General features: G+C 75.2%; 12 protein-coding genes. 10 read left to right on the forward strand and 2 right to left on the reverse strand.

Translation table 11 applies throughout. From position 1 onward, the window contains the following. Nucleotides 1–108 precede the first annotated feature (108 nt). From folE to KZX45_RS04295, 10 genes are all read left to right on the forward strand, one after another. Complete coding sequence (gene folE / locus KZX45_RS04245; RefSeq protein ID WP_248256747.1) at nucleotides 109–720, forward strand: GTP cyclohydrolase I FolE; 612 nt, start codon at nucleotides 109–111, stop codon at nucleotides 718–720. Nucleotides 721–745: 25 nt separating this feature from the next. Then, the gene (gene folP / locus KZX45_RS04250) at nucleotides 746–1,621 is read left to right on the forward strand and encodes a dihydropteroate synthase (protein WP_248256478.1); all 876 of its coding nucleotides are present in this window, start codon (nucleotides 746–748) and stop codon (nucleotides 1,619–1,621) included. Further along, nucleotides 1,618–2,760 carry a 2-amino-4-hydroxy-6-hydroxymethyldihydropteridine diphosphokinase gene (folK, locus tag KZX45_RS04255; RefSeq protein ID WP_248256479.1) on the forward strand — a complete coding sequence of 381 codons (1,143 nt, stop codon included), beginning with the start codon at nucleotides 1,618–1,620 and terminating at the stop codon, nucleotides 2,758–2,760. Before folP ends, folK begins: the two co-directional genes overlap by 4 nt. Further along, nucleotides 2,757–3,242, forward strand: a complete 486-nt coding sequence (locus tag KZX45_RS04260) for a DUF3180 domain-containing protein (RefSeq protein ID WP_248256480.1) — start codon at nucleotides 2,757–2,759, stop codon at nucleotides 3,240–3,242. The genes folK and KZX45_RS04260 overlap by 4 nt, the downstream gene beginning before the upstream one ends. Before the next feature lie 61 nt (nucleotides 3,243–3,303). Next, nucleotides 3,304–3,849 (forward strand): PH domain-containing protein, encoded by a 546-nt coding sequence (locus tag KZX45_RS04265; protein WP_248256481.1) that lies wholly within the window; start codon nucleotides 3,304–3,306, stop codon nucleotides 3,847–3,849. Further along, complete coding sequence (locus KZX45_RS04270) at nucleotides 3,846–5,426, forward strand: PH domain-containing protein (protein WP_248256482.1); 1,581 nt, start codon at nucleotides 3,846–3,848, stop codon at nucleotides 5,424–5,426. Before KZX45_RS04265 ends, KZX45_RS04270 begins: the two co-directional genes overlap by 4 nt. 7 nt (nucleotides 5,427–5,433) lie before the next feature. After that, complete coding sequence (gene panC, locus KZX45_RS20430) at nucleotides 5,434–7,368, forward strand: pantoate--beta-alanine ligase (protein WP_374112541.1); 1,935 nt, start codon at nucleotides 5,434–5,436, stop codon at nucleotides 7,366–7,368. 26 nt (nucleotides 7,369–7,394) lie between these two features. Then, on the forward strand, nucleotides 7,395–7,838 hold the full coding sequence (gene panD / locus KZX45_RS04285) for an aspartate 1-decarboxylase (RefSeq protein WP_248256749.1): 444 nt from the start codon (nucleotides 7,395–7,397) through the stop codon (nucleotides 7,836–7,838). Nucleotides 7,839–7,926: 88 nt separating this feature from the next. Next, nucleotides 7,927–9,483 (forward strand): lysine--tRNA ligase, encoded by a 1,557-nt coding sequence (gene lysS / locus KZX45_RS04290; RefSeq protein ID WP_374112542.1) that lies wholly within the window; start codon nucleotides 7,927–7,929, stop codon nucleotides 9,481–9,483. Nucleotides 9,484–9,599: 116 nt separating this feature from the next. Then, nucleotides 9,600–10,823, forward strand: coding sequence for an amidohydrolase (locus KZX45_RS04295; RefSeq protein WP_248256483.1), 1,224 nt, complete (start codon nucleotides 9,600–9,602; stop codon nucleotides 10,821–10,823). Between the two features lie 9 nt (nucleotides 10,824–10,832). Here the strand turns inward: KZX45_RS04295 and KZX45_RS04300 are convergent, their stop codons facing one another. Together KZX45_RS04300 and KZX45_RS04305 are read right to left on the reverse strand one after the other, a co-directional pair. Then, a complete protein-coding gene (locus KZX45_RS04300; RefSeq protein WP_248256484.1) occupies nucleotides 10,833–11,684 on the reverse strand; it encodes a DUF4349 domain-containing protein in 852 nt (283 codons plus the stop codon). A 150-nt stretch (nucleotides 11,685–11,834) separates the two neighbouring features. Further along, nucleotides 11,835–12,506 carry a uridine kinase gene (locus KZX45_RS04305; RefSeq protein ID WP_248256485.1) on the reverse strand — a complete coding sequence of 224 codons (672 nt, stop codon included), beginning with the start codon at nucleotides 12,504–12,506 and terminating at the stop codon, nucleotides 11,835–11,837. Between the last annotated feature and the right edge of the window lie 89 nt (nucleotides 12,507–12,595).

The following is a 12,595-nucleotide window of genomic DNA, read 5'->3' on the forward strand; positions in this document are numbered from 1 at the left end:
GTGGCGGGTGAGGGCCCGGTCGGTGTCGAGCCGGGACGCACCGAGGCCGAGATCGCCGGCTCCCTGCCCGAGGCCGAGATCGCCGGCTCGCCGCCCGAGGCCGACGGGATGGCCTCGGACTCCGCGCCGCTGCGCTACGAGCACACCCCGCGCCCCTACGACGCCGACGGCGTCCGCCGGGCCGTGCGCGACCTGCTCGTCGCCGTCGGGGAGGACCCGGACCGGGACGGGCTGGTCGGCACCCCCGACCGGCTGGCCCGCTCGTTCGCCGAGATCTTCGCCGGCCTCGCCGAGGACCCGGCCGACCACCTCGACGCGGTCTTCGACATCGGCCACGAGGAGATGGTCCTCGTGCGCGACATCCCGCTGTACTCGATGTGCGAGCACCACCTGCTGCCCTTCCACGGCGTCGCCCACGTCGGCTACATCCCCGCCGAGAACGGCCGCGTGACGGGGCTGAGCAAGCTCGCGCGCCTCGTCGAGGGCTACGCCCGGCGCCCGCAGGTCCAGGAACGGCTCACCTCCCAGGTCGCCGACGCCCTCGTCGAGCGGCTCGAGCCCCGCGGGGTGATCGTCGTCGTCGAGGCCGAGCACCTGTGCATGTCCATGCGCGGCGTGCGCAAGCCCGGCTCCCGGACCATCACCTCCGCCGTGCGCGGGCAGATGCGCCGCGCCGCCACCCGCGCCGAGGCCATGAGTCTGCTGGTGAACCGGGCCTGACAGCTCCGGCGGATAGCCTGGTGCGATGAGCGAGCGATCGGCCCGGCCCGCCCCCCGGGGACCCGAGCCCCTGCCCCCGGCACTCCGCGACCCGGGGCGCACCCTGGTGATGGGCGTCGTCAACGTCACGCCGGACTCCTTCTCCGACGGCGGCCAGTGGTTCGACACCGACGTCGCGATCGCCCACGGCCGGCACCTGCTCGCCCAGGGCGCGGACATCGTCGACGTCGGGGGCGAGTCCACCCGGCCCGGCGCCGCCCACGTCTCCCCGGACCAGGAACTAGCCCGCGTCCTGCCCGTCGTGGAGACCCTCGCCCGCGAGGGGGCCGTGGTCAGCGTCGACACCGTCAACGCCTCGACCGCCGAGGCGGTCACCCGGGCCGGCGCCCTGATCGTCAACGACGTGTCCGGCGGCCTGTTCGACCCGGAGATGACGGCGACCGTCGCCCGCAGCGGCGCGGTCTACGTCCTCCAGCACTGGCGTGGCACCCCCGAGACGATGAACGACCTCGCCGAGTACGACGACGTCGTCGCCGAGGTGCGCGCCGAGCTGGCGGAGCGTCTCGCGGAGGCGCTGGCCGCGGGGGTCCGCGAGGAGCAGGTGGTGCTCGACCCGGGCCTCGGCTTCGCCAAGGACGCCGGCCACAACTGGACCCTGCTGACCCATCTCGACGCCCTGCTCGAGCTCGGCCGCCCCATCCTGGTGGGGGCGTCCCGCAAGCGGTTCCTCTCCGGCGTGGTCGCTCCGCGCCTGGCGGACGAGCCGCTCGCGCGGGACGCGGCCACGGCGGCCGTCAGCGCGCTGTCCGCCGCGGCCGGCGCCTGGGCCGTCCGGGTGCACGAGGTGACCGGCAGCCTGGACGCCGTCCGGGTGGCGGCCGAGTGGCGGGAGCACTCGTGAGCGACCTCGCCGGCCCGGTCCTCGACGGCGCCGGGCGCGAGCTCGACCGCATCCGCCTGCTCGGCCTGCGGGCGCGCGGGCACCACGGGGTCTACGAGCACGAGCGCCGCGACGGGCAGGACTTCGCCGCCGACGTGGTGCTGCACCTGGACACCCGCACCGCAGGGGCCGCCGACGACCTCGCGCGGACGGTCAGCTACGCGGACGTTGCCCAGGACGTGGTCGCCGTGCTGGCGGGCGAGCCGGTCGACCTGGTCGAGACGCTCGCCGCGCGGATCGCGGACGCCGTCCTGGCCCGCCCCGGCGTGCACGCGGTCGACGTCACCGTCCACAAGCCGCAGGCCCCGCTCAGCGTGCCCTTCGACGACGTCCAGGTGTCCGTGCGCCGCCGCGCCGGCGAGATCGGGCGCGCGAACGGCGCGGGGGACCTGTCACTCGACGAGATCGAGCGCGCCAACGAGATCGAGGAAATGGTCGCCGGGACGACCAGATCCTCGATCTCGCCGACGACCGGTGGAGCTGCGTCGGGCTCGGCTGCGTCTGGTGGGCCGGCGTCGGCTGGCGACGCGCTCCACCGCCGGCCCTCCGAGCCGGTCCCGTTCGTCCTCGCGCTCGGCGCCAACCTCGGCGACGCCGTCGCCACCCTCCGCCGCGCCGTCGCCGACCTGGCGCACGCGGGCGGTGTCGCCGTCACGACGGTCTCGCCCCTCGCGCGCACCGCACCGGTGCTCGACCCGGGTCAGGCGCCGCAGCCCGACTACCTCAACGCCGTCGTGCTCGGCACGACCACCCTCGCGCCGGCCGAGCTGCTCGCGCTCGCCCACCGGGTCGAGGACGCCCACGGGCGCGTGCGGACGGAGCGCTGGGGCGCGCGCACCCTCGACCTGGACCTCGTGACCGTCGGCGACGTGGTCGACGCCGACGCCGAGCTGACCCTGCCGCACCCGCGCGCCCACGAGCGGGCGTTCGTCCTCGCGCCGTGGGCCCGCGCCGACCCGACCGCGGTCCTGCCCGGCGCGCGCGGTGGCGTGGTGGCCGACCTCGCCGCCCGCGCCGCCGACCGCGACGCGCTGAGCTGGGCGGGGGACGACTGGCTCGTGCGCGACCCCCGCCCGGCCGGCCCGGAGGCAATGCGGTGAGGCGCACCTCCTGGCAGAGCCTCGTGCTGCTCACGCTCGGGGGCGGGCTGATCTCGTTCCTCGTGCTCGAGGGCGTCGAGGCCCGCGGGCTCCTGCCCGTGCCCGTCCCCGCGGTCACCGCCGTCGGACCGGCGCTGCTCGCCGTCGTCCTGCTCATGCTCGGCCGGGGCGTCCGGCGTCTGGTCAACCAGGAGCGCACGTCCATGACGCCGCTGGGGGCGGCCCGCGTGGTGCTCCTGGCCAAGGCCAGCTCGCTGGTCGGGTCCGTGCTCGTGGGCTACTTCGGCGCGCACGTCCTCGTGGCGCTGGACAACCTCTCCGCGCCGCTGCCGCGCGAGCAGGCGGTCGCCGCCGGCCTCGCCGTCGTCGCCTGCCTCGCGCTGGTCGGCGTGGCCCTGCTGGTCGAGTGGTGGTGCCGGGTGCCGCCCGACGACGACGAGGACCCCACCACGGGGGCCAACCACGGCGCCTCCGCCGCCTGACCTGCGGAGGTTCACTCCGAAGGATGATGGCGGTGGCGACGATCTCTGCCACGCTGGGTCAGTGACCGAGGAGATGCCCGTGACCGGCGCGCCCAGGGCCGACGACGCCCGTGACGTCGGCGCCGCGCGGAGCCCGTTCGAGCCCGCCGGCGTCGTGTTCACGCCGGTCTCGCACGGGCTGGTGACCGCGCGGGTGATCACGCTGCTCGCCTCGGCGGCGCTGCCGCTGGCCGGATCGGTCGTCCTGGGCTTCCTGGTCGGCGGGTGGGCCTGGGCGGCGCCCGCCGTCGTGCTGGCCGTGCTCGCCTGGCTGCTCTGGCTGATCCCGCGGCAGGTCCGCGCCCTCGGCTACGCGGAGGCCGCCGACGACCTGCTCGTCCGCAGGGGCATCCTGTTCAGGTCTCTCACGGTCGTGCCCTACGGGCGCATGCAGTTCGTCGACGTCAACGCCGGCCCGCTGGACCGCCGGTGCGGGGTCGCCCAGGTCCGCCTGCACACGGCGGCGGCGCAGACCGACGCCACGATCCCCGGGCTGCCGCCCGAGGAGGCCGCCCGGCTGCGCGACCGGCTGACCGCGCGCGGTGAGGCCCGGCTGGCGGGGCTGTGACCCACGACGTGCGTGCCACCGGCCAGGCCGGCGCGGGCGAGGTCGCCTGGCGGCGCGTCCACAAGGTCACCCCGATCCTCAACGCCTGGAAGGTCGTCGCGGCCGTGGTGGCCGCGTTCGTCTGGCAGGTCTCGGACCAGCTCGGCAACGTCCCCGACGTGTGGGCGTCCGTCGACCGTCACCGCACCACCGTGGTGCTCGCGGTGGTCGGCTTCCTCGTCCTCGTCGCCCTCCTCGCCGGGCTGTACTCGATGCTCGCCTGGCGCCGGATGCGGTTCGCAGTCTCGAGCGAGTCCGTCGATCTGCACACCGGGATCCTCTTCCGTCAGCAGCGTCACGCCCGCCTCGTCCGGGTCCAGGCGGTCGACGTCGTCCAGCCGTTGCTCGGCCGGCTCTTCGGGCTCGCCCAGGTGCGCATCGAGACCGCCGGCGGTGGCGAGTCAAACGTCGTGATCGGCTACCTGCGCGAGGCCGAGGCGCAGGACCTCCGCAACGAGGTGATGGCGCGGGCGGCCGGGATCGACGTCCCCGCGGCCGGACCCGCCGCGGTCGACGGCGCCGCCCCGCCCGCCGTGGCCGCGGCCCCCGAGCGCGAGGTGCTCCAGGTACCGCCCGGCCGGCTGATCGTGGCCCTGGCGCTCTCCGGGAGCCTTGCTCTCTTCGTGCTGGTGATGATCGGCCTGGTGGTCGCGGCCGTGATCACCAGCAGCATCGCGCCGATCTTCGGCGCGGTGCCCGCGCTGCTCGGCTGGGGCGGCTACCTGTGGAACCGGTTCGCCGGCGAGTTCGGCTTCCGAGCGGCGCTCTCGCCCGACGGCATCCGGCTCCGGCACGGGCTGCTCGAGACCCGGACCCAGACGCTCCCGCCCGGCCGCGTCCAGGCGGTGCGCCTGTCGCAGGCGTGGCTGTGGCGCCGCTTCGACTGGTGGCGCCTGGAGGTCAACGTCGCCGGCTACGGCGCGGACGCCTCGGGCCAGGGGGCCGTGGAGACCGTCCTGCTGCCCGTCGGCCCCCGCGGGGACGCGCTCACCGCGCTGTGGCTGGTGCTGCCGGACCTCGGCGTGGACGACCCCCACGAGCTCCTCGACGCCGCCCTCGAGGGGGCCGGCGAGCACGCGGGCTTCCGCACGAGCCCCCGCCGGGCGCGCTGGCTCGACCCGATCACGTGGCGGCGCAACGGCCTGCGCATCACCCGCACGGCGCTGCTCATGCGCAGCGGTCGGCTCACCCGCTCGCTCGCCGTCGTCCCGCACGAGCGCACCCAGTCGCTGGCGCTCCAGCAGGGCCCGCTGGAGCGGCGGCTCCGCCTCGCCGACCTGCACGCCCACTCTGTGCCCGGGCCGGTCACGCCCGTCGCGTTCCACCTCGACGAGGACCTGGCCCTGGCGGTGCTGATGGAGCAGGCCGAACGCGCCCGCACGGCGCGGGCCGCCGAGGGCCCCGAGGAGTGGATGCGACGGGTGGAGGTGCCCATGGAGCAGGCCCCGCCCACCGAGGCGCCCACGGGGCAGGCCCCGCCCACCGAGGTGCCCACGGAGCAGGCCCGGACGACGGGGACGCCCGAGCCCCTGGGATGATGGGCCGGTGAGCTTCCCACCCACCGATCCAGCAGGCACCGGCGTGCGCCCCGGCGCACGCCCCGGACGACTCGGCGTCGGCGTCGTCGGCGCCGGCCGTGTCGGCGCGGTCCTGGCCAGCGCCCTGCGCGGCGCGGGGCACGCCGTCGTCGGCGCCACCGCCGTCTCCGCCGAGAGCCGCGACCGCGTGGACGCCCTGCTGCCCGGCGTGCCCGTGCTCGGGATCGAGGAGGTCGTCGAGCGGGCCGAGCTCGTCCTCCTCACCGTCCCGGACGACGTCCTCGCCGATCTCGTCCGCGGCCTCGCCGACCTGGGCCGCTGGCAGCCCGGCCAGCTCGTGGTTCACACCTCCGGCCGCTACGGCACCGAGGTGCTCGCGCCCGCGCGCGCGGCCGGGGCCATCACGCTCGCGATCCACCCGGCCATGACCTTCACGGGAACCAGCCTGGACATCTCGCGGCTGACGGGCTGCCCGTTCGCCGTCACCGCCGCGGCGCCGGTGCTTCCCATCGCGCAGGCGCTCGTCGTCGAGATCGGCGGGGAGCCCGTGGTCCTGGCCGAGGAGGACCGTCCCGTCTACCACGCGGCCCTGGCCCACGGCGCGAACCACCTCGTCACCCTCGTCGCGCAGGCGGAGCGCACCCTCGCCGCGGCGGGTCTCACCGAGCCCGGCGCCTACCTGGCGCCGCTGCTCTCCGCCGCGCTCGACGGCGCGGTGCGCAGCGGCGAGCAGAGCCTGACCGGCCCTGTCGTCCGCGGTGACGCCGGCACGGTCGAGGCCCACCTCGCCGCCCTCGGCGGGCTCGGTGAGGAGCTCGCCGACGTCGTCGAGACCTACCGGCACCTCGCCCGCGCCACCACCCGCCGGGCCCTGGCCACCGGACGCCTCGCCGAGGCCCCGGCCGCCCGGCTGCTGGACGTCCTCGCGGCCGGCGACGCCCCGGAGGGGGGAGTCGGGCCTGCCCGAGGGGGAGCCGCGCCCTTCGCCGGGGCGGGCCCCCGGACGACTGACGCCGGGGCGACGGCGAGCGCCGGGACGACGGCGAGCGCCGGGGCGTCGCGGGCGGAGGCGCCGACGACGCCGCTCGAGCCCGTCGTCGTGCACACCCGGGCCGAGCTGCGCGCGGCGCTCGCGGCGCTCCCGGGCGCGCGGGCGCTGGTCATGACGATGGGCGCCCTGCACGACGGGCACCTGGCGCTGGTGCGCGAGGCTCGGTCGCGGGCCGACCACGTCGTGGTCTCGATCTACGTCAACCCGCTCCAGTTCGGGCCGGGTGAGGACCTCGAGGCGTACCCGCGGGACCTGGACGCCGACGTCGCGCTGCTCGCCCGCGAGGGCGTGGACCTGGTGTTCGCCCCCGACGACGAGGAGGCCTATCCCGCAGAGCCGCTCGTGCGGATCGACCCCGGCCCGGTGGCAGGCGTGCTCGAGGGCCGCACCCGCCCTGGGCACTTCGCGGGCGTGCTGCAGATCGTCACCAAGGTGCTGAGCCTGGTGCGTCCCGACGTCGCCGTCTTCGGGCAGAAGGACGCCCAGCAGCTCGCCCTGGTCCGCACCCTCGTGCGCGACCTGGACCTCGGCGTCGAGATCGTCGGGGTGCCGATCCGGCGCGAGGAGGACGGCCTGGCCATGTCCAGCCGCAACACCTACCTCTCGGCCCAGGAGCGGCGTCGTGCCCTCGCTCTCTCCCGCGCGCTTGCCGCGGGCCGGGACGCCGGCGCGGCGGGCGGCGGCCCGGCCGACGTGCTGCACGCGGCCGAGGAGGTGCTCGGCTCGGCGGACGGCGTGGAGGTGGACTACCTTGCTCTTGTCGATCCGGACACCTTCCTCCCGCTGAACCAGGGTGCCGCGGGCGCCGGCCTGCTCGCCGTGGCCGCCCGGGTGGGCACCACCCGGCTCATCGACAACATGACCGTCGACCTGCGAGGACCCCGACCGTGACCACGCCCCGCTCCCTCCTGCGACCGATGATGATCTCCAAGATCCACCGGGCCACCATCACGGCGGCGGACCTGCACTACGTCGGCTCGATCACCGTCGACGCCGACCTGCTCGACGCCGCCGACCTCCTTCCGGGGCAGCAGGTCGACGTCGTCGACGTCACCAACGGCGCCCGCCTGAGCACCTACGTCATCCCGGGTGAGCGCGGCTCCGGGGTGCTCTGCATCAACGGCGCCGCCGCCCACCTCGTGCACGCGGGGGACCTGGTCATCCTCATCGCCTACGGGCAGCTGGACGACGCCGACGCCCGCACCTACACCCCCCGCGTGGTGTTCGTGGACGCCGAGAACCGGATCGTCGACGTCGGCGACGAGCCGGGCCAGGTCCCGGACACCGAGGCGGGGGAGGCGCCGTTCGTCGAGGCCAGCGGCATCACGACGGCGGCGTACCGGGCCTCGCTCCCGTCGTAGGCCCGACCGAGGCCGCAGGAGCGTCCCAGTCGCGCACCTCACGCCCCCGCCCGCGGGCGAGGCGCCTGGCCCCGGCTACCCTGTAGCGGTGACCGAGCAGACCGAGGAGAAGAGCGCCGTCACCACCGGCGCCGAGCACGACGAGCAGGCCCACGACGCGCCCGAGCAGGTGCGCGTGCGGACCGAGAAGCGTCAGCGACTCCTGGACTCGGGCATTGACCCTTACCCGGTCACCCTGCCCGTCACCACCACCATCGCCGACGTGCGGGCCCGGTTCGGGGCGCTCGAGCCGGGCGAGGAGACCGACCACGTCGTCGGCGTCGCCGGCCGCGTCATGTACCTGCGCAACACCGGCAAGCTCTGCTTCGCCACCCTCCAGGACGGCGAGGGCAGGCAGCTGCAGGCCATGCTCTCCAAGGCCGAGGTGGGGGAGGAGGCGCTGGCGGCCTTCAAGTCCGACGTCGACCTCGGTGATCACCTCTTCGTGCGTGGCCGCGTCATCGCCTCGCGCCGCGGCGAGCTGAGCGTGTTCGCCGACTCCTTCCAGCTCGCGGCCAAGGCGCTGCGCCCGCTGCCCAAGACCTACGAGAACGAGGCCGGCGAGCTCGTCGCGCTCTCCGAGGAGGGGCGGGTCCGCCGTCGCCACCTCGACCTGATCATGCGGCCGGCCGCGCGCGAGATGGTGCGCACCCGCGCCGCCGTCGTGAAGTCCCTGCGGCGCACCCTGGACGCGCGCGACTTCGTCGAGATCGAGACGCCGATGCTCCAGGTCCAGCCCGGCGGCGCCGCGGCCCGGCCGTTCGTGACCCACATGAACGCGTACGACATGGACCTGTACATGCGCATCGCTCCGGAGCTCTTCCTCAAGCGCGCCGTGGTCGGCGGGGTGGACCGGGTCTTCGAGATCAACCGCAACTTCCGCAACGAGGGAGCGGACTCCACGCACTCGCCGGAGTTCTCGATGCTCGAGGCGTACGAGGCGTACGGCTCCTACGACACGATGGCCGAGCTCACGCGCACCCTCGTCCAGCAGGCCGCGCTCGACGCCTACGGCTCGACCACCGTCACGCTCGAGGACGGCACCGAGTACGACCTCGGCGGCGAGTGGGCGGAGCTCAGCCTCTTCGAGTCGGTCTCCGAGCGGCTCGGCGAGGAGATCACCCCCACCACGCCGATGGAGACCCTGCTGGCCCACGCCGACCGGCTCGAGCTCGACGTGGCGCCGCACTACACCCACGGCAAGGTGGTCGAGGAGCTCTTCGAGCACCTCGTGGGCGACTCGCTCCACGCGCCGACCTTCGTGCGCGACTTCCCCGTGGACACCTCCCCGCTCACCCGCGCCCACCGCTCCAAGCCGGGCGTCGTGGAGAAGTGGGACCTGTACGTGCGCGGCTTCGAGCTGGCCACGGCGTACTCCGAGCTGGTCGACCCGGTGGTCCAGCGCGAGCGCTTCGCCGCGCAGGCGCTCGCAGCCGCCGCGGGCGATCCCGAGGCCATGGTTCTCGACGAGGACTTTCTCGAGGCCATGGAGCAGGGCATGCCGCCCGCCGGCGGCATGGGCATGGGCATCGACCGCCTCCTCATGGCCCTCACGGGCAGGGGGATCCGAGAGACCATCACCTTCCCGTTGGTCAAGCCCCGCTGATCGGCGACGGCGGAGCCGCCGGGGCAGCCCCGGCTTCTTCCCCGCCGGCGGTCCTGGACGCGCGACGCCCGCACCTCTGCCTTTGCCGGCGCACGCCGCCCGGGAGAGGATCGGCCATGCGCCGCGTCCAGGAGGTTCTCGAGGGTCTGCCCGCCACGACGGTGTGGCAGGAGGAGCTGTACAAGGACCTGCACGCGCACCCGGAGCTGAGCTCGCAGGAGGCCCGGACGTCCGGCGAGGTCGCGCGGCGGCTGGAGAGCTTCGGCTACGCCGTCCAGCGGGTCGGCGGCGGCGTGGTCGGCGTGCTCGCGAACGGCGACGGTCCCACCGTGCTGACGAGGGCCGACATGGACGCCCTTCCGGTCACCGAGCGGACCGGGCTGCCGTACGCGTCCACCCGGACCACCGTCGACCCCACCGGCGCCACCGTCGGGGTGATGCACGCGTGCGGGCACGACGTGCACGTCGCCTGCCTGCTGGGTGCGGCGGAGCTCCTCGCCGCGCGCCCCCAGGCCTGGCGCGGCACGTTCGTCGCGCTGTTCCAGCCCGCCGAGGAGACTGCGGCGGGCGCAAGAGCCATGCTCGAGGACGGGCTGACCGAGAGGATCCCGCGCCCGGACGTCGCCCTCGGCCAGCACGTCCTGGACCACGCCGCAGGCGTCGTCGGGACGCAGGCCGGGCCCGTCCTCTCGGCGGGCGACAGCATCCGGATCACGGTCGTCGGGAAGGGTTCTCACGGCTCGATGCCGCACCTGGGCGTCGACCCCGTGGTGCTCGCCGCGTCGATCGTGCTGCGCCTGCAGACGATCGTCTCGCGGGAGGTCAGACCCGGGGAGTTCGCCGTGGTCACGGTCGGCAGCATCGTCGCCGGCTCGACGAGCAACACCATCCCGGACCGCGCCGTCCTGCTCGTCAACCTTCGCACCTACGACCCGGCGGTGCGGCAGACGGTGGTCGACGCCGTGGAGCGGATCGTCCGGGCGGAGTGCGCGGCGGCCGGTGCCCCCGAGCCGCCGACCTTCGAGTACTACGACCAGTTCCCGCTCACCGACAACGACGCCGAGGTCACCGCCACGGTCACCGAGGCCTTCCGCGCACACTTCGGGCGCGACCGGGTCACCGAGCTGGGCCGGGCGACGGCGAGCGAGGACTTCAGCCGGGTGCCCGACGCGTTCGGCACGCCCTACACGTACTGGGGGATCGGCGGGTTCCCGCCCGACCGCCCGGGGCCGCCCAACCACTCGCCGACGTTCGCCCCGGTCGTCCAGCCCACGCTGAGCACGGGCACCGAGGCCCTCGTCGTCGCAGCCATGGCGTACCTCGGGAAGGACGAGCGGTGACCGGACCGGTCAGCCGGCGGTGCGGCGCCGCCGCCGGGCGAACCAGAGCACTGCCGCCGCGGGCACGCCGATCACCACGAGCCACGGCAGCAGCACGCCGAGGCCCACGAGGAGCCCGTCGAGGGCGGTGACCAGGGCGTCCCAGCCGGTCCGCAGCCCGCCGACGAAGCCGCCGGCGTTGACCACCACCGGGTCGTCCCGCGCCACCAGCTCCACCCGGAGCGTCGACATCGCGACCTGGTCGGCCAGGTGCGCCCGCTCGGACTGGAGGGACTCCAGCTCCGCCTGCCGCTCGCTGATCGCCGACTCCGCGGCGATGAGGGCGGTGCTGTCGTCGGCGTCGGCCATGATCCCCAGCAGGCGGTCCACCGAGGTCCGCAGCGCCGTGATGCGGGCGTCGAGGTCCCGGGTGGTGCTGGTGACGTCCGTGGAGTCCTGGGAGAGCTGGCGCACCTCGCCGACCGCCTCGAGCTGGTCGAGCACCGTGGAGAGCTGGTCCGCGGGGATGCGCACGGTGAGCCACGCCGAGGGGCGCGAGTCCGTGCCCTCCGCACCGGCCGCCTGCCCGTTGCGCTGGTCCACGCGACCGCCGGCGCGCTCGGCCAGCGCCGCGACCTCGTCCGCCGCGGCGGCGGGATCGTCGACGACGACCGTGGCGTCCGCCGTCGTGACGACCTGGCGATCCTCGCCGCCGCCGTCGTCCGCCCCGGCTCCTTCGCCCTCGGCGCCGTCGCCGCCGGCGTCCTGGGCCGGGACGCCCCCGCCCCCGGACTCGTCGGACGCGTCCTCCGACCCGGAGGTGCAGCCGGCCAGCAGCAGCACGCCGCACAGCAGGGCGAGGAACCAGCGCAGCCGTCTCATGGCCGCAACGTAGGCCCGGGGCCCGTCGTCCCGGGCGGCGGTGGCCGGATCGTGACCCGATCGAGGTCGTACCGTGACCTGGCGGCGCTCGTGCCGTTCCCGACCTGGCGGCGCTCGTGCCGTTCCCGGGGTGGCTCGTGCCGCCGGGACTCAGTGCGCGGTCAGCAGCGCACGGATGTCCCGCTCCGCCTCCTCGACGCGGACCTTCCGGCAGCCCTTGGCGACGAGGTCGGCGATCATCGCCGGCTCGTTCCTCGCCAGGTTGAGGCCGCGCCGCACCAGCGTCACCGGCGGCTTGCGCGCCTCGCCGAGGTCCCGCATCAGCCGGAACCAGAAGGTCTGCGCCCGGGGCCGGAAGATGCACAGCGCGTCGGCCAGGATGTCCTCCTCGAGGCACGCCTCGACGATCTCCGCGGCGAAGATGCCCTCGGCGATGAAGACGGGGAAGCCGTCGAGCGAGAGCCGGGTGGTGCCGGTGCGCGCGTTCGTGGGGATGTCGTAGACCGGCAGCTCCGCCTCGCCGGTGGTGGCGAGCTCGACCAGCGCCGCCATGGCGCCGGTCTTGTCCCAGGTGCGCGGGGAGTCCCAGTCCACGACGCCGTAGCGCCGCGGCAGCCCGGGGTGGTCGCCGTCGAGGTAGAAGTCGTCCAGGGAGACCACGGGCAGGCCGACCCGCCGCGTCAACGACGTCTTGCCCGACCCCGACGGGCCTGTCAGCAGCACCACTCGCGCCCGCGCGTGCCGTGACCCGGGCGGCAGGTCGAAGAGGCCCTCCTGGGGTCCGTCGTCGAGCTCGTCCACCCGAAGTTCGCCCAGGGGCATGCCACGTCCTCCGTACCTGGTCCGCGCCCCCCTACCGGGGCACCGGCAAGTCTAGGTGCCGCGCACGCCCCGTGCCCGGACCCTGCCGC

The organism is Georgenia sp. EYE_87 (assembly GCF_023148685.1).
Classification (GTDB): Bacteria; Actinomycetota; Actinomycetes; order Actinomycetales; family Actinomycetaceae; genus Georgenia.